Source organism: Enterobacter sp. WI-ESBL-E8, assembly GCF_053364895.1.
Map to the genome: position 1 here is coordinate 3,934,865 of NZ_JBRWXJ010000001.1, position 23,407 is coordinate 3,958,271.

General features: G+C 56.4%; 16 protein-coding genes. 4 read left to right on the forward strand and 12 right to left on the reverse strand.

Translation table 11 applies throughout. The features are described 5' to 3' along the window. Positions 1 to 88: 88 nt before the first annotated feature. Both cysI and cysJ read right to left on the reverse strand, forming a co-directional pair. Positions 89 to 1,801 carry an assimilatory sulfite reductase (NADPH) hemoprotein subunit gene (gene cysI, locus ACWHWP_RS18660; RefSeq protein WP_059311739.1) on the reverse strand — a complete coding sequence of 571 codons (1,713 nt, stop codon included), beginning with the start codon at positions 1,799 to 1,801 and terminating at the stop codon, positions 89 to 91. Then, positions 1,801 to 3,606 carry an NADPH-dependent assimilatory sulfite reductase flavoprotein subunit gene (gene cysJ / locus ACWHWP_RS18665; RefSeq protein WP_447856137.1) on the reverse strand — a complete coding sequence of 602 codons (1,806 nt, stop codon included), beginning with the start codon at positions 3,604 to 3,606 and terminating at the stop codon, positions 1,801 to 1,803. Before cysJ ends, cysI begins: the two co-directional genes overlap by 1 nt. 305 nt (positions 3,607 to 3,911) lie before the next feature. On the opposite strand from cysJ, the gene queD reads away from it, so the two are divergent. Then, the gene (queD, locus tag ACWHWP_RS18670; protein ID WP_010434567.1) at positions 3,912 to 4,274 is read left to right on the forward strand and encodes a 6-carboxytetrahydropterin synthase QueD; all 363 of its coding nucleotides are present in this window, start codon (positions 3,912 to 3,914) and stop codon (positions 4,272 to 4,274) included. An 88-nt stretch (positions 4,275 to 4,362) separates the two neighbouring features. Here queD and queE read toward each other — a convergent pair whose 3' ends face one another. Genes queE through ACWHWP_RS18685 form a run of 3 tightly spaced genes read right to left on the reverse strand, consistent with a single transcriptional unit; the run spans position 4,363 to position 7,355 of the window. Then, complete coding sequence (queE, locus tag ACWHWP_RS18675; RefSeq protein ID WP_023309006.1) at positions 4,363 to 5,034, reverse strand: 7-carboxy-7-deazaguanine synthase QueE; 672 nt, start codon at positions 5,032 to 5,034, stop codon at positions 4,363 to 4,365. 54 nt (positions 5,035 to 5,088) lie between these two features. After that, positions 5,089 to 5,796, reverse strand: coding sequence for an N-acetylmannosamine-6-phosphate 2-epimerase (locus ACWHWP_RS18680; protein WP_447856138.1), 708 nt, complete (start codon positions 5,794 to 5,796; stop codon positions 5,089 to 5,091). Beyond that, a complete protein-coding gene (locus tag ACWHWP_RS18685; RefSeq protein WP_063957267.1) occupies positions 5,796 to 7,355 on the reverse strand; it encodes a PTS transporter subunit EIIC in 1,560 nt (519 codons plus the stop codon). Before ACWHWP_RS18685 ends, ACWHWP_RS18680 begins: the two co-directional genes overlap by 1 nt. A gap of 165 nt (positions 7,356 to 7,520) precedes the next feature. Between ACWHWP_RS18685 and ACWHWP_RS18690 the strand changes: the two genes are divergently transcribed. Continuing rightward, a complete protein-coding gene (locus tag ACWHWP_RS18690) occupies positions 7,521 to 8,345 on the forward strand; it encodes a MurR/RpiR family transcriptional regulator (RefSeq protein ID WP_063430509.1) in 825 nt (274 codons plus the stop codon). Positions 8,346 to 8,703: 358 nt separating this feature from the next. After that, on the forward strand, positions 8,704 to 9,813 hold the full coding sequence (locus ACWHWP_RS18695; RefSeq protein WP_447856139.1) for an SDR family oxidoreductase: 1,110 nt from the start codon (positions 8,704 to 8,706) through the stop codon (positions 9,811 to 9,813). A gap of 53 nt (positions 9,814 to 9,866) precedes the next feature. Here ACWHWP_RS18695 and eno read toward each other — a convergent pair whose 3' ends face one another. From eno to rlmD, 5 genes are all read right to left on the reverse strand, one after another. Beyond that, positions 9,867 to 11,165, reverse strand: coding sequence for a phosphopyruvate hydratase (gene eno, locus ACWHWP_RS18700; protein ID WP_045330584.1), 1,299 nt, complete (start codon positions 11,163 to 11,165; stop codon positions 9,867 to 9,869). An 82-nt stretch (positions 11,166 to 11,247) separates the two neighbouring features. Next, entirely contained in the window at positions 11,248 to 12,885 is a 1,638-nt protein-coding gene (gene pyrG / locus ACWHWP_RS18705) for a glutamine hydrolyzing CTP synthase (RefSeq protein WP_047348013.1), read from the reverse strand. 223 nt (positions 12,886 to 13,108) lie between these two features. Next, entirely contained in the window at positions 13,109 to 13,900 is a 792-nt protein-coding gene (gene mazG / locus ACWHWP_RS18710) for a nucleoside triphosphate pyrophosphohydrolase (protein ID WP_447856140.1), read from the reverse strand. 68 nt (positions 13,901 to 13,968) lie between these two features. Beyond that, positions 13,969 to 16,200, reverse strand: a complete 2,232-nt coding sequence (gene relA / locus ACWHWP_RS18715) for a GTP diphosphokinase (RefSeq protein ID WP_047348011.1) — start codon at positions 16,198 to 16,200, stop codon at positions 13,969 to 13,971. A gap of 51 nt (positions 16,201 to 16,251) precedes the next feature. Next, a complete protein-coding gene (gene rlmD, locus ACWHWP_RS18720) occupies positions 16,252 to 17,550 on the reverse strand; it encodes a 23S rRNA (uracil(1939)-C(5))-methyltransferase RlmD (protein WP_447856141.1) in 1,299 nt (432 codons plus the stop codon). A 57-nt stretch (positions 17,551 to 17,607) separates the two neighbouring features. Here rlmD and barA point away from each other — a divergent pair, with 57 nt between their 5' ends. Then, a complete protein-coding gene (gene barA / locus ACWHWP_RS18725; RefSeq protein WP_134348883.1) occupies positions 17,608 to 20,367 on the forward strand; it encodes a two-component sensor histidine kinase BarA in 2,760 nt (919 codons plus the stop codon). A gap of 475 nt (positions 20,368 to 20,842) precedes the next feature. On the opposite strand, the gene ACWHWP_RS18730 is transcribed toward barA, so the two are convergent. After that, a complete protein-coding gene (locus ACWHWP_RS18730; protein ID WP_447856142.1) occupies positions 20,843 to 21,982 on the reverse strand; it encodes a glycerate kinase in 1,140 nt (379 codons plus the stop codon). 77 nt (positions 21,983 to 22,059) lie between these two features. Further along, positions 22,060 to 23,397, reverse strand: coding sequence for a glucarate dehydratase (gene gudD / locus ACWHWP_RS18735; RefSeq protein ID WP_447856143.1), 1,338 nt, complete (start codon positions 23,395 to 23,397; stop codon positions 22,060 to 22,062). Positions 23,398 to 23,407 lie beyond the last annotated feature (10 nt).

Sequence of the window (23,407 nt, forward strand, 5' to 3'; positions counted from 1 at the left end):
TTGCCTGTTTTGCCGGGCGGCACTACGTTTGCCCGGCCTACAAAACCCGTAGGCCCGGTAAGCGAAGCGCCACCGGGCAAAGGATGGGTTACTCCCAGAAATCCCTGGCGGGATCGAGCACCGGGCGAATGATGCCCGCACGCACCGTAAAGTCGCCGAAGCCTTCACCCGCTTCGCGCTCTTTCGCCCAGCGCCCGACAAGCTCGTCAATGGAATCGAGAATTTCCGGTTCCGTGATATTTTCGCGATACATCCGCGGAATACGCGTCCCCATACGGTTGCCGCCCAGGTGTACGTTGTAGCGACCCGGCGCTTTGCCCACCAGGCCGAGCTCGGCCAGCATCGCGCGACCGCAGCCGTTCGGACAGCCGGTGACGCGCATAACAATATGCTCGTCCGGAATGCCGTGTTTTTCCAGAATCGCTTCTACCTTGTCAGTAAATGACGGCAGGAAACGTTCCGCTTCGGCCATCGCCAGCGGGCAGGTCGGGAACGACACGCAGGCCATTGAGTTTTCGCGCTGCGGTTTAACCGCATCCATCAACCCATGATCGCGCGCCAGCTTCTCGATCTTCGCCTTCTGGCTCTCCGGCACGCCGGCAATAATCAGGTTCTGGTTGGCGGTAATGCGGAACTCGCCTTTATGGATCTTCGCAATTTCCAGCAAACCGGTTTTCAGCGGACGGCCCGGGTAGTCCAGAATACGGCCGTTTTCGATAAACAGCGTCAGGTGCCATTTATTGTCGATGCCTTTTACCCAGCCAATACGATCGCCGCGGCCGGTGAATTCGTAAGGGCGGACAGGCTCAAATTTGATCCCCGCGCGACGCTCCACTTCCTCTTTGAACGTCTCAACACCCACGCGCTCCAGGGTGTATTTGGTTTTCGCATTTTTACGGTCGGTACGGTTGCCCCAGTCGCGCTGGGTAGTAACCACGGCTTCGGCCACGGCCAGCGTGTGCTCCAGCGGCAGGAAGCCGAACTCGCTCGCGGTGCGGGCATAGGTTTTCTTGTTACCGTGCTCAATGGACAGGCCGCCGCCCACCAGCAGGTTAAAGCCGACCAGTTTGCCGTTCTCGGCAATCGCCACGAAGTTCATGTCGTTAGCGTGCAGGTCGATATCGTTCTGCGGCGGGATCACCACCGTAGTTTTAAACTTACGCGGCAGGTAGGTCTGGCCCAGGATCGGCTCTTCGTCCGTGGTCGCGACTTTTTCCTGATCGAGCCAGATCTCCGCATAGGCGCGGGTGCGCGGCAGCAGGTGCTCGGAGATCTTCTTCGCCCACTCGTACGCTTCGGCGTGCAGCTCGGACTCATACGGGTTCGACGTGCAGAGCACGTTACGGTTCATGTCGTTGGCGGTCGCCAGCGCGTCCAGCCCGACGGAGTGGAGCATCTGGTGCACCGGCTTCACGTGCTTCTTCAGAATGCCGTGGAACTGGAAGGTCTGACGGTTGGTCAGACGGATGCTGCCGTAAATGGTGTTTTCACCCGCAAACTTGTCGATGGCCTGCCACTGTTTGGTGGTGATCACCCCGCCCGGCAGGCGGCAGCGCAGCAGCATCGCATGGCGCGGCTCCAGCTTCTGTTCAGCACGCTCGGCGCGAATGTCGCGGTCATCCTGCTGGTACATCCCGTGGAAGCGGATCAGCAGGAAGTTGTCGCCTTTGAAACCGCCGGTGAGACCGTCATTCAGATCTTCAGCAATGGTGCCGCGCAGGTAGTTGCTTTCCAGCTTCATGCGCTCGGCGTCTGTCAGTTTACCTTCGACCACCAGTGGCCCTGGATGTTTTTCGCTCATTAGTAGACATCTCGCTGATAACGGCGCTCAACGCGCAGCTCACTTAAAAATTCATCCGCCGTTTCGGCATCCATACCGCCGAATTCGGCAATCACTTCCAGCAGTGCCTGCTCAACGTCCTTCGCCATGCGATTGGCGTCGCCGCAGACATAAATGTGGGCACCGTCATTGATCCAGCGCCACAGCTCTGCGCCCTGTTCGCGCAGTTTGTCTTGTACGTATACTTTTTCTTTCTGGTCGCGGGACCAGGCCAGATCGATGCGGGTCAGTACGCCCTCTTTCACATAGCGCTGCCACTCAACCTGGTAGAGGAAATCTTCCGTAAAGTGCGGGTTGCCGAAGAACAGCCAGTTTTTACCCGGCGCCTCGTCCGCCGCGCGCTGCTGCATAAAGGCGCGGAAAGGCGCAATGCCGGTGCCCGGGCCAATCATGATGACCGGGGTTTCCGGGTTCGTCGGCAGGCGGAAGTTGTCGTTGTGCTCGATAAAGACGCGAACCTCACCGTCTTCCTCCACGCGGTCAGCCAGGAAACCCGAGGCTCCGCCCGTGCGGACGCGGCCTTCAATGTCATAACGCACCACGCCCACGGTGATATGCACTTCGCTCTCCACCTCTGCCTGGGAAGAGGCAATGGAGTACAGGCGTGGAGTCAGCGGACGCAGCAGGCCAATCAGCGCGTCGGCGTCCAGCTGCGCTGGAGAGAAACGCACCATATCGACAATTGGCGTCGTCGCCGCGTAATGCTGCAGCTTCGCCTTATCGCCCACCAGCGGCAGTAATGATTCGCTGCGCGTTAAGGTGGCATAATTTTCAACGATATTCGGGGTGTTCACCGTCAGCTCGAAATGCCACTGCAGCGCGTCGGAAAGCGGCTGGGTTTTGCCGTCAACGGTGACAGGCTCGTCTCCCTTCAACCACAGCAGCTCAACCAGCTCTTTCACCAGCGCCGGATCGTTCTGATACCAGACCCCCAGCGCGTCGCCCGGCTGGTAGCGCAGGCCAGAGTCGCCGAGATCGATCTCGATATGGCGCACGTCTTTTTCCGAGTCGCGGCCGGTAATTTTCTGGTTCACCGCCAGGCTCGCGACCAGCGGGGCCTCTTTGGTGTACGGGCTGGTGTGAATGTCGTTAACGGCACCCGTCGCGGTGAACGCGGCCTGCACCGGCGTCTCTTTCGGCACGCGGGCTTTCAGCACCTCAACGATGCGCGCACGCCATTCCGCGGCGGCGGGCTGGTATTCAACATCTGCATCTACGCGGTCCAGCAGGCGCTCTGCGCCGAGCTCCGCCAGCTTGCTGTCGAAGTCTTTACCGGACTGGCAGAAGAATTCATAGGAGGTATCGCCCAGGCCAAAGACGGCAAACGCGGTGCCGTCCAGTTTTGGCGCTTTTTTCGAGAACAGGAACTTGTGCAACGCCACCGCTTCTTCAGCGGGCTCACCTTCACCCTGGGTAGAGGCGACAACCACCAGCAGTTTTTCCGACGCGATTTGCTTGAATTTATAATCCCCGGCGTTGACCAGGTTCACGTTCAGTTTGGCGGCCAGCAGGTCGTCACGCAGCGCTTCGGCCACGCGGCGGGCATTGCCAGTCTGCGAGGCGGAAATCAGGGTAATGGCCGGAATTTCAACGGCCGTTGCCGGTGCCCCTGCCACAGCGCCAGGCTGCTGGTTGAGCATTCCCCAGAAATAACCGGAGACCCAGGCAAGCTGAGTGGGAGAAAAATCAGAGGTGGCTGCCTGAAGGCGCGCCAGTTGCTCCGGGTTCAGGGGAAGCAAATTTGAAGGTGGGGCCTGTGTTGTCATGCGTTGTTATGTTCCAGTAGCAAAGCGGAATTTATGCAAAAAGACCAAACTAGAGATAAGGTTAACGGCGAGGATAATAACAATTAAAGAAGGGATGGAAATAATAAATAACCAAATGGACTAACCTGTTTTAGTCATCATTCTTAGCGATAAAACCGATTAATTAACGCTTTGAAATTTATTAAGAAAAACCGAGAAAAACGCCGTTTAACGGACGTTCAGGCTTCAGAGCCGTTTTAGTTAATGCTAAAAATTGTGCTTTCCGGTACTATGCGGCGGTTTTTTCCGCATTACTGAGAGCGATCATGTCCACCACACTGTTTAAAGATTTCACCTTCGAAGCCGCCCACCACCTTCCGCATGTTCCTGAAGGACATAAATGCGGCCGCCTGCACGGGCATTCGTTTATGGTGCGTCTTGAGATCACCGGTGAAGTTGATCCGCATACCGGTTGGATCATGGATTTTGCTGAACTAAAGGCGGCGTTTAAGCCGACCTACGATCGTCTGGATCATTACTACCTGAATGATATCCCGGGCCTTGAAAACCCGACCAGCGAAGTTCTGGCGAAATGGATTTGGGATCAGATGAAACCGCTGGTACCGCTGCTGAGCGCGGTGATGATCAAAGAGACCTGTACGGCAGGCTGCGTGTATCGCGGCGAGTGATGCTTGCCGGGTGGCGGCTTCGCCTTACCCGGCCTACAAACGCCTCGAACCGCAGGCCCGGTAAGCGCTAGCGCCACCGGGCTTTTTTTTAGGCAATATTCAGGTACTTGTGCGTCTGCATTGATAAGCGCCAGTTACGTGCAATACAGGTTTCAATGCACAGGCGCGTCGCGTCCTCTTTCTGACTGATAGGCTGCAGGGCAATCACCCGCTGCTTTTCGTCCGTCAGCGTCGCCAGCAGTTCATCCAGCGCTTCGATATCACGCACGCGCCCGACAGGGTGCTTAATCTCATCCGCGCGCTCCAGCGCCTGAGACAGCACATCGTACCCGCCGCGCATATTCACTTTTGGCGATACCGTCACCCAGGTGGTGTGCGAGCAGCGCACTTCATGGGTGCCGCTGGTTTCAATCTGGCAGCTGTAGCCGTTCTTTTCGAGCAGCTCGGTCAGCGGGGTCAGATCGTGGATGCAGGGCTCTCCGCCGGTGATCACCACGTGGCGCGCCGTCCAGCCCTGACGACCAATAATGGCCAGCAGATCTTCTGAACTGCCCGCGCCCCACTTATCGCTCTCTTTGGTTTTCGCCAGAATGCTAAACAGCGACACTTCCCGATCTGCGAGCTTATCCCACGTATGTTTGGTATCACACCAGGCACAGCCAACCGGGCATCCCTGTAAACGGATAAAGATAGCGGGAACGCCGGTAAAGTAACCCTCGCCTTGCAGGGTCTGGAACATCTCGTTAATCGGGTACTGCATAGTCATCTCAGTAAAGGGGATAAACGATAAGTATCGCAGATCCCCGCCGGATGGTCATGCTCCATCGGTGCTTTGCGCGCCTATCGCCGCCATAAACCGTTCGGTAATTTGCTGGGGACGGGTGATTGCGCCGCCGACAACAACCGTATGCGCGCCCAGCGCCAGGCATCTGGCCGCACGCTCTGGGGTATCCACGTTGCCCTCGGCAACCACGGGAACCGTAACCGCTGCCAGCACTGCCTTCAAGAACGCGCAGTCATTCTCCGGAAGCGAATGGCCCGCGGTGTCCGCCGTATAGCCATAAAGCGTAGTGCCGATGCAATCAAAACCCAGCGCCTGCGCCGTCTCGGCCTCGTCCACGGAGGCAATATCCGCCATCAGCAGCACCGAGGGATAATGTGAGCGGATGCCCGCGACCAGCGCGCCCAGGGCTTCACCGCCAGGGCGTGTCCGCGCCGTCGCGTCAAGGGCAATGATTTCAGGGGAGACGGTCATGAGCTCATCCACTTCTTTCATCGTCGCGGTGATAAACACCTCGCTCTCAGGATAATCCCGCTTGATGATGCCGATAACGGGCAGCGACACCTGCTGTTTAATGGCCGCGATATCCACCACGCTGTTGGCGCGAATGGCGGCGGCTCCGCCCTGTGCCGCCGCCAGCGCCATTCGCGACATAATAAACGGGCTGTGTAACGGTTCGTTTTCCAGCGCCTGACAGGAGACGACCAGTTTTCCCTTCAGGTTATCCAGTACAGTTTTCATTACGATAAGATCTCTTCCACTTCGTTTTTGATAATCGTGACGTGCGGGCCATAAATGACCTGTACACCGTTACCGCGCACGATAACGCCGCGCGCGCCGGTGGCCTTCAGCGCCGCATCATTCACCTTGCTGCCGTCTTTGACCGTGACGCGAAGACGCGTGGCGCAGCAGTCCACCTCTTCCAGATTCTCTTTTCCGCCTAATCCGGCGATCACCGCCGCGGCGCGTTCGCTTTGCGGGAGGGTCACCTCGTCAGCCACCGCCTCCTTTTCGCGGCCCGGCGTGGCGAAATCGAAGCGGTTAATCAGGTAGCGGAACGTAAAGTAGTAAAGGAAGAACCACGGCACGCCGACCAGCGGAACGAACATCCAGTTAGTTTTGGCCTCGCCCTGCAAAATGCCGAACAGCACGAAGTCGATAAAGCCGCCGGAGAAGGTTTGCCCGATGGTGATATGCAGCATGTGCGCGAGCATGAAGGCCAGCCCGTCAAACAGCGCATGGATGACGTAGAGCACTGGCGCAATAAACAGGAAGGAGAACTCGATGGGTTCGGTAATCCCCGTCAGGAACGAGGTTAACGCCGCAGAGAGCAGTAGCCCGGCCACGCGTTTTTTGTTCTCTGGTTTTGCCGTGTGGTACATCGCCAGACACGCGCCGAGCAGGCCAAACATCATCGTAATAAAGCGCCCGGACATGAAGCGTGACGTGCCTTCGTAGAACTGGCGCGTGGTGGGATCGGCCAGCTGGGCGAAGAAGATCCGCTGTGTGCCCTCAACCAAATGACCGTTGACGATTTCACTGCCGCCAAGCGCGGTGGTCCAGAAAGGCAGATAGAAAATGTGGTGCAAACCAAACGGACCCAGCATGCGTAGAATAAAGCCGTACAGCAGAGTACCCAGATAGCCGGTGGCATCCACCAGCCCGCCGAGACCAAAAATCAGTTTCTGGAAATGCGGCCAGACCACGGTCATTGCCGCCCCGACGAGTATCGCTGCCAGGGAGCTGATAATGGGGACAAAGCGCGAGCCGCCAAAGAACCCGAGAAACTGCGGAAGCGCAATTTTATTAAACCGATGATGGAGCGCGCAGGTCACCAGCCCAATCACTACACCGCCAAACACGCCGGTTTCCAGCGTCTGAATACCCAGCGTCATGCCCTGCCCCACGGCACCCGGGTTCTCATGCACCAGTTTGCCGGTAAGGATCAGCAGCGCGTTGATGGTGGCATTCATCACCAGAAACGCGAGCAGCGCCGCCAGCCCAGCCGTGCCCTTATCGCTTTTTGCCAGCCCGACGGCCACCCCAACGGCAAACAGCACCGAGAGGTTCGCAAACACAATTGAACCGGCGCTGCTCATGATGGTGAAAATCGCCTGCAGCCAACCCACGTCTAAAAATGGATAAGCCGTCAGCGTATTGGGATTGGATAACGCGCCGCCTATCCCCAGCAGCAGACCCGCCGCGGGCAATACGGCGATAGGCAACATAAAGGATTTGCCGAAGCGCTGCGCTTTTTCAAACCATCCGCCCGAAGAAGCCCCACTGAACATTTGCATCATTTTTTCATTCCCCCATTTGACGATGAAAATTTTTACCACATTAATATTTAATAGTGAAAATTATCATCAAAAACCAGGAGCCCGATCATACTTTTTCAAAATGACTGGCATCTTTCCCCCGCTTTCCGCCACACTAGGCGCAGAGAAACACATTAAGGACCTGGCATGTCGGACCATGAAAACCTGCTGCTGAAGCTCCGCCAGGAGGCTTCCGGATACAGCCCAACGCAACAAAAACTCGGCGAGTTTGTCCTCAGCGATCCTGCCCGGGTGCTCTACCTGACGATCACCGAGCTGGCGCGCGAGAGCCACACCAGCGAGGCCAGCGTCACGCGTCTTTGCCGGACGCTGGGCTGCAAGGGCTATAACGAATTCAAAATGGCGCTTGCGCTGGATATTCAGCAGGGCCAGCCCGCGCGTCAGTCGGGAGATGACATTGATAACGTCGTGGATGAGTCGGTGCAGGCTTTGCAGGATACCGCCAGACTCCTCGACCGTGCGCTGCTTGAAAAGGCCGCGCTGGCGCTGCATCAGGCGCAGTCCGTGCAGATTTACGGCGTCGCGGCCAGCGCGATCCTCGGGGAGTATCTGCACTACAAGCTGCTGCGGCTGGGAAAACCCGCGCAGCTGTTTAGCGATATGCACCGCGCGGCCATGAATGCGACAACGCTTTCGCAGGAGACCCTGGTCGTGGCCATCTCCAGCTCGGGTTCAACGCGGGATTTACTCCACGTAGTGAAACTTGCCCGCAAGCGCGGCGTTAAGGTTCTGGCGCTCAGCAATACGCCCCGCAGCCCGCTGGCGTCTCTGAGCGATATGCAGCTGGTTGCCGCCAAGCCAGAAGGGCCACTGAGCGCAGGCGCGCTCAATGCGAAGGTTGGGGTTATGCTGCTGGTTGAGTTGCTGACCACGTCCATGATTGCGCTGGACGGCCGTTACGGTGACGTTAGCCAGCAAACGGCCAGCGCCACGCTTCCCCTGTTGCTCTAAAAATCCTTCGCAGGCTAAATAAAATAGCCTGCGATTCACGTCGTTTGATTTTAGTTAAGTGGTATTTAAATCATTTATTCGGTAAATGATTGGTGTAACAAAGTATTATATTTATTACATTCTGAATTACTATTTTCTCGCTGAGCAACAGCCTTAAAAACAATAAAAATCAACAAGTTAAAATATAAATATTAATAAATTGAATTTTTATCCTGCCTGCAGTGTCCAATAAATCCACCTGATTTCCTTTCCTTAAAATAAGCTTAAGACGCTGTCGGTTTCGGCGTTTTATTATTTAAATGCCGTTTACTTTTGCACGCCTACAATCCGCCTCATCAATCATAATGAGACGGTATTAATGAAGATGTTATTGATTACAGGCGTGACCGGATTTCTAGGCGGTGCAGTACTTGAAAAAATCCTGACCCACGATCGATCCGTAAAACTTCTTTTGCTCGCGCGCGCCGGCGATCCGCAAAGCGGGCTGGAGCGCGTGCTGGAGAATATGCGCAAGTTCAACGTTCCCGAAGACAAGCTGGCTTCCCTGAGCGTGGATAACATACTCATTGGCGATCTCAGCCAGCCTGAAGCCTTTCTGAACGATCCTCGACTGGACCAGGTAACGCATGTCGTTAACTGTGCGGCCGTTGCCTCATTTGGTAATAACCCACTGATCTGGAAGGTCAACGTTGAAGGTACGCTCGCGCTGGCGCGCCGTATGGAGCAGGTCACAGGACTACAGCGTTTCCTCCACGTTGGCACAGCAATGTCATGCACGCCGGAGCAGGATTCCCTGGTCGCCGAAAGCGCTGAATTCAGAGAGAATGCTGAACACCTGGTGGAATACACCTTGTCGAAGTCAACCATCGAACAACTGATGCGCCAGGAGTGTCCTGACCTGCCGCTGCTTATCGCCCGTCCGTCCATCGTTGTCGGCCATACCCGTCACGGCTGCACGCCGTCGAGCAGCATTTTCTGGGTCTTCAGCATGGGCCTAATGCTGCAAAAGTTTATGTGCTCAATGGAAGACCGGATCGACGTTGTTCCGGTGGATTATTGCGCCGATGCGCTGTTAATGCTGCTCACCAGCGACGCGCGTCCGGGGGAAGTGGTACACATTTCTGCGGGTGAAGAGAACAGCGTTCGCTTTTCCGATATCGATCAGGCGATGGCGCAAGCGCTGGAGAAAGCACCTGTCGGTGACAAATACGCGCAGGTCAGCTACGAAACGCTGGTCAGAATGCGCCGCGAGCTGAAAACTATTTTTGGCCCGTGCAACGAGCGTCTGATGCTGAAAGCCATGCGGCTATACGGCGCGTTTGCCACGCTTAACGTGCGCTTCAGCAACGATAAGCTGCTGAGCATGGGGATGCCAAAGCCCCCTCGGTTTACGGATTACATCGCCCGCTGCGTGCAAACCACCCAGGGGCTGACCATTCCGGAGCAAATGGCGGTCGATTTTAAATAGCCAAAAAAAATGCCAGTCATTCGACTGGCATTTTCATTTTAAGGCTTAAGCAATTATGCCTGGCCTTTGATCTCTTTACGACCGTTGTATGGTGCTTTTTCGCCCAGGGCTTCTTCGATACGAATCAGCTGGTTGTATTTAGCAACACGGTCAGAACGGCTCATAGAACCAGTTTTGATCTGGCCTGCAGCGGTACCCACAGCCAGGTCGGCAATGGTAGCGTCTTCAGTTTCGCCAGAACGGTGAGAGATAACAGCGGTGTAGCCAGCGTCTTTCGCCATTTTGATCGCAGCCAGAGTTTCGGTCAGAGAACCGATCTGGTTGAATTTGATCAGGATGGAGTTAACGATGCCTTTCTCGATGCCTTCTTTCAGGATCTTGGTGTTGGTTACGAACAGATCGTCACCAACCAGCTGGATTTTGTCGCCCAGTACTTTAGTCTGGTATGCGAAACCATCCCAGTCAGACTCGTCCAGACCGTCTTCGATAGAAACGATTGGGTACTGTTTGGTCAGGTCTTCCAGGAAGTGGGTGAACTCTTCGGAGGTGAACGCTTTGTTGCCTTCGCCAGCCAGAACGTATTTACCGTCTTTGTAGAATTCAGATGCTGCACAGTCCATCGCCAGGGTGATGTCTTTGCCCAGCTCGTAGCCAGCCGCTTTTACAGCTTCTGCGATAACAGCCAGTGCTTCTGCGTTAGAACCCAGGTTTGGCGCATAGCCACCTTCGTCACCAACAGCAGTGTTCATACCTTTAGCTTTCAGTACTTTAGCCAGGTTGTGGAACACTTCAGAACCCATACGTACCGCTTCTTTCAGGGATTTCGCGCCAACTGGCTGAATCATGAATTCCTGAATATCAACGTTGTTGTCTGCGTGCTCACCACCGTTGATGATGTTCATCATTGGTACAGGCATGGAGTATTTGCCTGGGGTGCCGTTCAGTTCAGCGATGTGCTCGAACAGTGGCATACCTTTCGCTGCAGCTGCTGCTTTGGCGTTCGCCAGGGAAACAGCCAGGATTGCGTTCGCACCGAAGTTAGATTTGTTTTCAGTACCGTCCAGATCGATCATGATCTTGTCGATGCCAGCCTGGTCTTTGGCGTCTTTGCCAATGATTGCCTGAGCAATAGGACCGTTTACAGCGCCAACCGCTTTCAGTACGCCTTTGCCCAGGAAGCGGGATTTGTCGCCATCGCGCAGTTCCAGCGCTTCGCGGGAACCGGTAGAAGCACCTGATGGAGCAGCAGCCATACCAACGAAACCACCTTCCAGGTGAACTTCGGCTTCAACGGTCGGGTTACCACGGGAGTCGATGATTTCACGACCGATGACTTTAACGATTTTGGACATTAGATTTTCCTCAGTACAAGTTAAACTAAAACTCCAGACAAACAACGCGTACCAAAGGTACGCGTTGCCGTTCTAACTTTTTTTACTTCGCCTGACGCTTCTGGTACTCGCTGGCGGCCTTCACGAAGCCTGCAAACAGCGGATGCCCGTCACGTGGCGTAGAAGTAAATTCCGGGTGGAACTGGCAGGCGACAAACCACGGATGGTTTGGCACTTCAATGATCTCGACTAACTGATCATCCCCGGAGCGGCCCGCAACACGCAGGCCCGCGGCTTCAATTGGTTTCAACAACATGTTGTTGACTTCATAGCGGTGACGATGGCGCTCGGTGATGACCGGCTCGCCATACAGCTTGCGAACCACGCTATCGTCAGACAGCTGGCAAGCCTGTGCGCCAAGACGCATGGTGCCACCCAGATCGCTCTTCTCGGTACGGACTTCGACGTTACCTTCTTCGTCACGCCATTCAGTGATAAGCGCCACTACAGGGTACTTACAGTCTGGCACAAATTCCGTAGAGTTCGCGTTTTCCATTCCCGCTACGTTGCGCGCAAATTCGATCAGCGCAACCTGCATACCCAGGCAGATGCCGAGGTATGGAATATTGTTTTCACGCGCATAGCGCGCGGTGGCGATCTTGCCTTCTACACCACGGTAGCCGAAGCCGCCAGGGATAAGGATAGCATCCAGATCTTTCAGGATTTCAACGCCACGCGTTTCAACGTCCTGTGAATCAATCAGCTTAATGTTCACGGAGACACGGTTCTTCAGACCGCCGTGTTTCAGCGCTTCGATCACTGACTTATAGGCATCCGGCAGTTCAATGTACTTGCCGACCATACCGATAGTCACTTCACCAGCCGGATTGGCTTCTTCGTAAATAACCTGTTCCCATTCAGACAGGTTAGCTTCCGGACAGTTCAAGCTGAATCGTTTACAAATATAATCGTCCAGGCCCTGAGATTTCAACAGGCCCGGGATTTTATAAATGGAATCGACGTCTTTCATTGAAATAACGGCTTTTTCAGGCACGTTACAGAACAATGCAATTTTCGCACGTTCGTTCGCCGGAACGGCGCGATCGGAGCGGCAAACCAGGATGTCTGGCTGAATACCAATAGAGAGCAGCTCTTTCACAGAGTGCTGAGTCGGCTTGGTTTTCACTTCACCTGCGGCTGCCATGTAAGGCACCAGCGTCAGGTGCATGAACAGCGCGTGTTCACGTCCAATATCGACCGCCAGCTGACGAATCGCTTCCAGGAATGGCAGGGATTCGATATCACCTACGGTACCGCCGATTTCCACCAGCACCACGTCGTGGCCTTCGCCACCCGCAACAATGCGTTCTTTGATTGCGTTAGTGATGTGCGGGATAACCTGAACGGTTGCACCCAGATAGTCACCACGGCGCTCTTTACGCAGAACGTCGGAGTAGATGCGGCCAGTCGTGAAGTTGTTACGACGGGTCATTTTAGTGCGGATGAAACGCTCGTAGTGGCCAAGATCCAGATCGGTTTCAGCGCCGTCTTCAGTAACGAACACTTCCCCGTGTTGGATTGGGCTCATGGTGCCCGGATCGACGTTGATGTACGGATCCAGTTTCATCATGGTCACATTGAGGCCACGGGCTTCAAGAATGGCTGCGAGGGAGGCTGCGGCAATGCCTTTACCCAGAGAGGATACGACCCCGCCGGTCACAAAAATATAGTTCGTTGTCATGCTGAACCTGAGAAGTTAGGGTGAAACGATGGAATAACCAGGACGGGAAAGTAGTATACCCGAACAAGGCGAGCGCCACAAACTTTCATTCTCCGTCTCCATTCCAGGCCATGACAAACATAAGGAGTGAGAAAATAGCCCCTTTTGGGTAAATGTTTTTGACGCAAATCAAGCGCTTGTCATTTAAAAAATCACACAAATTGCGCTTGATCGCAAAATTCCGTTAGAGATCAGATTCCTGGCGTTTTACTTCCTGCCAGACTTCTTCCATGGCTTCGAGGTCGATTCCGGTCATTTTCAGGCCGCGCGAGGCCACAATCCGCTCAACTTCGCGAAAGCGTCGTTCGAATTTTATGTTGGCTTTTTGCAGGGCCGTTTCCGCTTTTACACCCAGGTGGCGCGAAAGGTTGACGGTTGCAAACAGCAGATCGCCCATCTCTTCTTCGAGCTTCGCTTCATCCACTACCGCCTGCTGCGCTTCGTGCATCACTTCATCAATCTCTTCGTGCACTTTGTCCAGCACCGGGCCGAGGGAGGTCCAGTCAAACCCCACGGCGGAGCAGCGTTTCTGAATTTTATGCGCGCGCATCAGCGCGGGCAGGCTCATCGGGATGTCATCCAGCGCGGAGTGCTGGGATTTTTCTGCGCGCTCGGCGCTTTTAATTTGCTCCCAGCGGGCCAGCACCTCGGTGCTGTTCCCTGCGGTGGCATCGCCGAAAATATGGGGATGACGGCGCTCCAGCTTATCGCTGATGGCAGCGCAGATATCGTCAAAGTTAAAGCGCCCCTCTTCCTGCGCCATTTGCGCATAGAACACCACCTGGAAGAGCAGATCGCCCAGCTCGCCGCGCAGGTCGTCAAAATCTTCGCGGGAAATGGCGTCCAGCACCTCATAGGTCTCTTCGAGGGTATACGGGGCGATGGTGGCAAAAGTCTGCTCTTTGTCCCATGGGCAGCCGTTTTCCGGGTCGCGAAGACGTTTCATGATGCCGAGCAGGCGGTCGATTTGAGTCATAATCTGTTCCATTAAAAAACAAGCCGGGTGGCGGCAAAGCCTTACCCGGCCTACATAAGAAAGTGCAGTTAACCGCCGTGCAGACGACGCGCGTCAATCACATCCGGCACCTGGTTCAGTTTGCCAAGCACGCGGCCCAGCACCTGCAGGTTATAGATTTCGATGGTCATATCGATGGTGGCAAGCTGCTCGCGGGTATCGCTGCGGCTGGCGACGCCCAGCACGTTGACCTTCTCGTTGGCGAGAATCGTGGTGATATCGCGCAGCAGACCGCTGCGGTCGTTCGCGGTAACGCGAACCACCAGCGAGTAACCGGCGGAATAGCTTTCACCCCAAACCGCTTCCACGATGCGCTCCGGCGCATGAGACTGAAGCTCGGCAAGCTGGTCGCAGTCGGAACGGTGAATCGAGATCCCGCGCCCCTGAGTGATAAAGCCGACGATGTCGTCCCCCGGAATCGGCTGGCAGCAGCGAGCAATGTGGTGCATCAGATTGCCCACGCCCTCGACGACCACGCGACCGTTGTCTTTGCTGCGCTGCTGCGGCGCGTAGGTTTTCTGTTGCAGCTGCTTCAGCGCCGCCGCGTCCTGCTCTGCGGCACTTGGCTTATTGAACTGCGCCTGCAGGAAATTCACCATCTGATTCAGACGGATATCACCGCCGCCAATGGCCGCTAACAGCTCGTCAAGCTCGTTGAAGTTGTAGCGCGGCAGCAGGAATTTCTCCGCCTCTTTCAGGCTAATCCCGATATGCTCCAGCTCGTCGTCCAGGATCTGGCGACCGGCCAGGATATTCTTGTCACGATCCTGTTTACGGAACCAGGCGTGAATTTTCGAGCGCCCTCGGCTGGTGGTGACATAACCCAGGTTCGGGTTAAGCCAGTCCCTGCTCGGGTTGGGCTGCTTCTGGGTAATGATTTCAATCTGGTCACCCATCTGCAGCTGATAGGTAAACGGTACGATACGCCCGCCAATTTTCGCCCCGATGCAGCGGTGCCCCACATCGCTGTGGATGTGGTAGGCAAAATCGAGCGGCGTGGAGCCTGCCGGCAGGTCGACAACGTCCCCTTTCGGGGTAAAGACATACACCCGGTCGTCAAAGACCTGGCTGCGCACTTCGTCGAGCATCTCGCCGGAGTCGGCCATCTCTTCCTGCCACGCAATCAGCTTACGCAGCCAGGCAATGCGGTCTTCATGGCCTGAACGCGCCCCGCCGGAGGTGCCTTCTTTGTATTTCCAGTGCGCGGCGACGCCCAGCTCTGCGTCCTCGTGCATCTGCCTGGTGCGGATCTGAATCTCGACCGTTTTGCCGCCAGGGCCAAGCACAACGGTATGGATAGACTGATAGCCATTAGGTTTCGGGTTGGCGACATAGTCATCGAACTCATCCGGCAGATGGCGGAAGTGAGTGTGAACTATCCCCAGCGCGGCGTAGCAATCCTGCAGACGCTCTGCCACGATGCGCACGGCGCGCACGTCAAACAGCTCGTCAAAGGCGAGATGTTTTTTCTGCATTTTGCGCCAGATGCTGTAGATGTGCTTTGGTCGACCGTAGACTTCGGCACGCACGTTCTCTTCTTTCATCGCCTGGCGCAAACCGCCGACAAATTCATCGATATAGTGTTCGCGGTCGATACGACGCTCGTGCAGGAGTTTAGCAATGCGCTTGTATTCCGCCGGGTGCAGATAGCGGAAGCAGTAATCTTCCAGCTCCCACTTCAGCTGACCAATCCCTAAGCGGTTCGCCAGCGGTGCATAAATGTTCGTACACTCTTTGGCAGCCAGCACGCGCTCGTCTTCCGGCGCATCCTTCACTTCACGCAGGTGGGCGATACGCTCGGCAAGCTTGATGACCACGCAGCGGAAATCATCCACCATGGCCAGCAGCATCCGGCGAACGTTATCGACCTGTTCTGAGGAGACGGAATCGGTATGCGCGGCTTTAAGCTGACGAATGGCCGCCATATCGCGCACGCCGTGGATAAGCGCAACGACGGATTTCCCAACGCTGTCGCCAAGCACGTCTTCGCTGACCACGTCCGCATCCGCGAGAGGGAACAGAAGCGCGGCCTGCAGGGTTTCGATGTCCATGTTCAGCATGGATAAGATTTCAACCATCTCCACGCCGCGCCACAGGAGAAGATCGGCGTCGGAATGCCCCTGCGTGGTGCGCAGACAATAGGCCCAGGTTTCGGTTAAGCGTTCACACGACTGCTGGCTGGAAATTCCCAGACTTGCGATCCATTTTTGTGGGTCAAATTCCCCAGCTTTATTCAGATGTGCACTTCTTACCGCAACCATTGTCCTCTCCTTTAGGGACCAGGGCCTGTCGAAGTCGACAAGCCAAACTCATTAAATGTGCTCGAACAACACCATCGATTCCAGATGCCCAGTGTGCGGGAACATGTCCAGCATTGCCAGACGCTGAATCTGGTAACCCGCGCTAAGTAATGCCTCGCTATCGCGGGCAAGCGTTGCCGGGTTACAGGAAACATAGACCACACGCTTCGGCGCGAGTTTAATTATATGCTGCATTACACCCGGGGCACCTGCACGCGCCGGGTCGAGAAGAATTTTATCAAAGCCCTGCTTTGCCCACGGCTGTTGAGTCACATCTTCCTCAAGATTTTGATGAAAGAATGTCACATTTTGCAAGCCGTTCTGTTGTGCGTTCTCCTGCCCTTTCGCCACCAGCGCGTCAACGCCTTCCACGCCGACGACGCTGGCTGCCACTCGCGCCAGCGGCAGCGTGAAGTTGCCCATTCCGCAGAACAGGTCGAGCACCCGATCGCTTTTCTGAACGTCCAGCCACGCCAGCGCTTTCTCAACCATCTGCTGATTAACGCCGTCATTTACCTGAATGAAATCCCGCGGGCTGAACGTTAAGCGTAGCCCGTTTGACGCATACCAGGGCGCATCGCCGGTAACCTGCTCAAGTATCTCGCTTTGTGGTGCCAGGAAAAGCGCCAGGTCGTGGGAATGCGAAAAGCGTTCCAGTTTTTCGCGATCTTTTTTCGACAGCGGCGCGGTATGGCGCAGGACCATCAGCGGGCCATTGTTTGCCATAACCAGTTCCACGTGCCCAAGGTGGCGAACGCCGTCCAGTTCAGAAAGGCAGGTGCGCACGTCCGGAAGCAACACCTCAAGATGGGGCGCCAAAATGGGGCACTGCTTCACATTAACGATGTCGCTGGAGCCGGCCTTGCGGAATCCCATCTCCAGCCGCGCCGTTTTGGGCTGATAGCTCAGGCTCAGGCGCGCGCGACGGCGATAGCCCCAGGGCTCGTCGGCGAGGATCTCATTAACGTCATGTTTAAGCAGGCGCGCCAGGGCGCTGCTTTTGCTTTTTTGCTGTAATTCTGTGCTCGCATGCTGTTGCTGGCAGCCTCCGCAAACGCCAAAATGCGCACAGCGGGGCATGACGCGCTCCGGGCTGTCGTTGAGGCGACGCTTAACCTGCCCGCGCGCGAACTGGCGTTTATCTTCCGTCAGCGTAATTTCTGCTCGTTCTGTTGGCAGCAAACCTGTTATAAACAGAGCCTTACCGTTGTGACGCGCCACCCCCTGACCGAAAGGATCGAGGTCCGTGGCTTCAACGGTTATGATTTCACGCGTCGTCACGCGTCGCTTTGCAGAGTAGAATTGCGCCATCGCCGAGATTTTTCTCAAATAAACATAATTATCTTAATTGTCCCATAACGGAACGCCATGACCAACTACAGCCTGCGCGCGCGCATGATGATTTTGATCCTCGCCCCCACCGTTCTCATCGGTTTGCTGCTGAGTATCTTCTTTGTGGTGCACCGCTATAACGATTTGCAGCGGCAGCTGGAAGATGCGGGAGCCAGCATTATCGAACCGCTTGCCGTCTCCAGCGAGTACGGCATGAACCTGCAAAATCGCGAATCCATTGGTCAGTTAATCAGCGTACTCCACCGCCGTCATTCGGATATCGTCCGCGCCATCTCCGTGTACGATGAACATAACCGCCTGTTTGTGACCTCGAATTTTCATCTCGATCCGGCTGCCCTGAAGATCCCGGACGGAACGCCTTTCCCGCGCCACCTCACCGTGCTGCGGCGCGGCGATATCATGATTCTGCGCACGCCGATCGTTTCGGAAAGCTATTCACCCGATGAGTCCGCGCAATCGGACGCCAAATCCAGCGATAACATGCTGGGATATGTGGCGCTGGAGCTGGATCTCAAGTCGGTCCGACTGCAGCAGTACAAAGAAATCTTTATCTCTGGCGTAATGATGCTGTTCTGCATTGGTATTGCGCTCATCTTTGGCTGGCGCCTGATGCGCGACGTGACGGGGCCTATCCGCAACATGGTCAACACGGTTGACCGCATCCGCCGGGGACAGCTCGACAGCCGCGTGGAAGGATTTATGCTGGGCGAGCTGGATATGCTGAAAAACGGCATCAACTCGATGGCCATGTCGCTGGCGGCGTACCACGAAGAGATGCAGCATAACGTCGACCAGGCCACGTCCGACCTGCGCGAAACGCTCGAGCAGATGGAGATTCAGAACGTTGAGCTGGATCTGGCGAAAAAGCGCGCTCAGGAAGCGGCGCGTATTAAATCTGAATTCCTTGCCAATATGTCGCACGAGCTGCGTACGCCGCTCAACGGCGTGATCGGCTTTACCCGCCTGACCCTGAAAAGCGAGCTGAACCCTACTCAGCGGGATCATCTGCACACCATTGAGCGCTCGGCCAACAACCTGCTGGCGATCATTAACGACGTGCTGGACTTCTCCAAGCTGGAAGCGGGCAAGCTTATCCTGGAAAGCATTCCGTTCCCGCTGCGCAGCACGCTCGATGAAGTGGTGACGCTGCTCGCGCACTCGTCGCACGACAAAGGCCTTGAGCTGACGCTCAACATTAAAAACGACGTGCCGGATAACGTCATTGGCGATCCGCTGCGCCTGCAGCAGGTCATTACCAACCTTGTCGGGAATGCCATTAAATTCACCGAAAGCGGTAACATCGACATTCTGGTAGAGAAACGCTCCATCAGCAGCAATAAGGTCCAGATTGAAGTTCAGATCCGCGATACCGGTATCGGTATTCCGGAGCGGGATCAGTCGCGGCTGTTCCAGGCGTTCCGTCAGGCGGACGCCAGCATCTCCCGCCGTCATGGCGGTACCGGCCTGGGGCTGGTGATCACGCAACGCCTGGTGAACGAGATGGGCGGCGATATCTCTTTCCACAGCCAGCCGAACCGCGGCTCAACCTTCTGGTTCCATATTAATCTGGATCTCAATCCGAACGTGCTGACCGATGGCCCGGTGACGGACTGCCTGAAAGGCAAGCGTCTTGCTTACGTTGAACCGAACGCGGCGGCAGCGCAGTGCGCGCTCGATATCTTAAGCACCACGCCGCTGGAGGTGGTCTACAGCCCCACCTTCTCAGCCCTTGCGGTTGAACATTACGACATTCTGCTGATGGGGATCCCGGTCACCTTCACCGGCGAACTGACCATGCAGCAGGAGCGGCTGGCGAAAGCCGCGTCGATGACCGACTATCTGCTGCTGGCGTTGCCTTGCCACGCCCAGCTCAATGCAGAAGAGTTGAAAAATGACGGGGCCGCCGCGTGTCTGCTTAAACCGCTCACTTCAACCCGCCTGCTGCCCGCGCTCACGGAGTACTGCCGTCTTAGCCAGCATGCCCTCCCGCTGATTAACGACGAGCAAAAATTACCGATGAGCGTAATGGCGGTGGATGATAATCCGGCAAACCTGAAGCTCATTGGCGCATTGCTTGAGGACCAGGTTCAGCACGTTGAGCTGTGCACCAGCGGCGCGCAGGCGGTCGAGCAGGCTAAGCAGATGCAGCTCGATTTAATCCTGATGGATATTCAGATGCCGGGCATGGATGGCATTCGGGCCTGCGAGCTGATCCACCAGCTGCCGCACCAGCAGCAAACTCCGGTTATTGCGGTTACCGCGCATGCGATGGCCGGCCAGAAAGAGAAGCTGCTGAGCGCCGGGATGAATGACTATCTGGCGAAGCCAATCGATGAAGAGAAGCTTCATAACCTGCTGTTGCGCTATAAGCCGGGTCATATTGGCGGGACGTACACGGTGTCCAGTGAGCCGGTTGAAATCAGCGTCAATCAGAACGCGACCTTTGACTGGCAGCTCGCGCTGCGCCAGGCGGCAGGTAAACCCGATTTGGCCCGCGAAATGCTGCAAATGCTGGTCGCGTTTCTGCCGGAAATTCGCAACAAGGTAGAAGAGCAGCTGGTGGGTGAAAACCCGGAAGAACTGCTGGAAGCGATCCACAAGCTGCACGGTAGCTGCGGATACAGCGGCGTACCGCGGCTGAAAAACCTCTGCCAGCTGCTGGAGCAGCAGCTGCGTGCAGGTACCCCGGAATCGGAGCTTGAACCGGAGTTTCTGGAGCTGCTGGATGAGATGGATAACGTGACGCGGGAAGCGATGAAGGTGTTAGGGAACTGAGGTAAAAGCCCGGTGGCGCTACGCTTACCGGGCCTACAATTGCAGGTGCGGCCTGATGCCCTCACCCCGCCCCTCTCCCACAGGGGTCCGGAATCACCAGTAATTTTTAACCGGAAGCGGTGAATGTTGCTTCAGGAAAATGAATGGTTTACAGCGATGCCCTGGTCCGGCTGTAAATCGCCGAGGCGTTTCCGTAAGGCCGGGGCGAGGCGCAGGGATGCGCCGAGAGGGCGTGGCCTGCAGGGATGCAGGCTCATGCCCGACCCGATAGCCTGAAGGAATAAGCTGAGGGAACCGCGAAGCGGCGATTTACCGCCGGGAGCCCGGGTTGCCAGGGTGGTGGCGAGTGAGCCACCCTGGCACGTTCACAGGTCATGCCGTTACAGAGTAGCAAGAAACATGAAGTGAACGGAATGACCACCAGAGCCGTATGTTCCCCCTCACCCCAGCCTTCTCCCTCAAGGGAGAGGGAGAACTACATCCCCTGCCCGACTTTCAGCACCGCCGCGATATTCCTTGCGGCCATTCTGACGTTCTCGCTGGCATTTTCCAGCGCATCTTCCAGCGAGCAGATGGTGTAGATCACGCTGAACACCGCATCAATACCGTGATCGTGCACCACGCCAACGTCCGCCGTCAGGCTACCTGCAATCCCGATGACGGGTTTGTTAAAGCGTTTCGCCACTTTCGCCACGCCCACCGGGACTTTACCGTGGATCGTCTGGCTATCGATGCGACCTTCTCCCGTGATCACCAGATCCGCATCGGCCACCTGGTCAGCCAGGTGTAGCGCATCGGTCACGATCTCAATGCCCTGACGCAGCTGCGCGCCGCAAAAGGCGTACAGCGCTGCCCCCATGCCACCCGCCGCACCGCCGCCCGCAAGGTTTAGCACATCGATATCCAGATCCCGGGCAATGACTCTTGCATACTGTGCGAGCGCGTTGTCCAGGGTTACGATCATCTCAGGCGTGGCCCCCTTTTGCGGGCCAAATACGGCTGACGCGCCATCCTTTCCGGTGAGCGGGTTCGTCACATCACAGGCGACTTCTATCCGGCACTCCGCCAGACGTTTGTCCAGCCCGCTCAGGTCGATACGGACAAGTTTTCCCAGCTCGCCCCCGCCCTGTCCTAGGGGCTGCCCGCTGTCGTCCAGCAGCTTTGCCCCCAGCGCCTGCACCATCCCTGCGCCACCGTCATTGGTCGCACTGCCGCCAATGCCAATAATGATATGCTTAACGCCTGCGTCCAGCGCGTGGCGAATAAGTTCGCCCGTGCCCCAGGAGGTCGTTTTCAGGGGGTTACGCTGCGAAGGGACGACCAGCTCCAGGCCGCTTGCAGCCGCCATTTCAATAAAAGCACTCTGCTCGTCACCGGATAAGCCATAAAACCCTTCCACGCACTCACCCAGCGGGCCGGTCACCGGAACATGCACAATGCGTCCCTGCGTTGCCGCGATCATCGCCTCAACCGTCCCTTCGCCACCGTCCGCGACCGGCAGTTTGACGTAAACCGCCTCGGGAAAGATCTCGCGAAAACCACGCTCTATCGCTGTCGCAACCTCAAGCGCACTCAAACTTTCCTTATACGAGTCCGGTGCGATAACAATTTTCATAAGCCATCCTTACGCATAGTCGTTACGTTAAGCATACACCACGTAAAAGACCGCTCATGGGAGCGGTCCCAATGCGTTTATCGTACCATGCACGGGCGTTTATTGTCGAATGTCCAGTCCGGGATCAGATACTGCATCGCCATCGCGTCGTCGCGTGCGCCCAGGCCGTGTTTTTGATACAGCTCGTGGGCCTTCATGACCTGGTCCATATCCAGCTCAACCCCCAGCCCCGGCGTTGAAGGCACCTGCACCATGCCCCCTTTTATCTCAAACGGCGCTTTGGTCAGGCGCTGGTTACCTTCCTGCCAGATCCAGTGCGTGTCGATAGCGGTAATCTTGCCCGGCGCGGCGGCGGCAACGTGAGTGAACATCGCCAGCGACACGTCGAAGTGGTTGTTGGAGTGCGAGCCCCAGGTCAGGCCAAACTCGTGGCACATCTGCGCTACGCGCACCGACCCCTGCATCGTCCAGAAGTGCGGGTCAGCCAGCGGAATGTCGACAGACTGTAATGACAGGGTGTGTCCCATCTGACGCCAGTCGGTGGCAATCATATTCGTCGCGGTCGGCAGCCCCGTGGCGCGACGGAATTCCGCCATCACTTCCCGGCCAGAGAAGCCTTGCTCAGCCCCACACGGATCCTCCGCGTAGGCCAGCACGCCTTTCAGCTGCTTGCCGATCGCGATCGCTTCATTAAGGGACCATGCCCCGTTCGGATCGAGCGTTACGCGCGCCTGCGGGAAACGTTTTGCCAGCGCGGTGACGGCTTCCGCCTCTTCCTCACCGGCCAGCACGCCGCCCTTCAGTTTGAAATCATTGAAGCCATATTTTTCGTACGCGGCCTCAGCCAGACGTACCACCGCATCCGGGGTCATCGCCTCGTCGTGGCGGAGCCGGTACCATTCGCATTGGTCGTCCGGCTGGCTTTGATACGGCAACGGCGTCAGCTTGCGGTCGCCGACAAAGAACAGATAGCCCAGCATTTCGACCTCGCTGCGCTGCTGCCCTTCGCCCAGCAGCGACGCAACGTTAACGCCCAGATGCTGGCCCAGCAGATCCAGCATGGCGGATTCAATACCGGTCACCACGTGGATTGTGGTGCGCAGATCGAAGGTCTGCAGGCCACGGCCACCGGCATCGCGATCGGCAAATGTGTTGCGCACGGTATTGAGAACATTTTTGTACTCACCCAGCGTTTTGCCCACCACCAGCGGAATGGCATCTTCCAGCGTTTTACGGATCTTCTCCCCGCCCGGAATTTCACCCACGCCGGTATGGCCGGCATTGTCTTTAATAATCACAATATTGCGGGTAAAGAATGGCGCATGCGCGCCGCTCAGGTTCATCAACATGCTGTCATGGCCCGCAACCGGAACGATCCGCATGGCGGTGACTACAGGGGTAGAAAAAGTACTCATCGTTCAATCC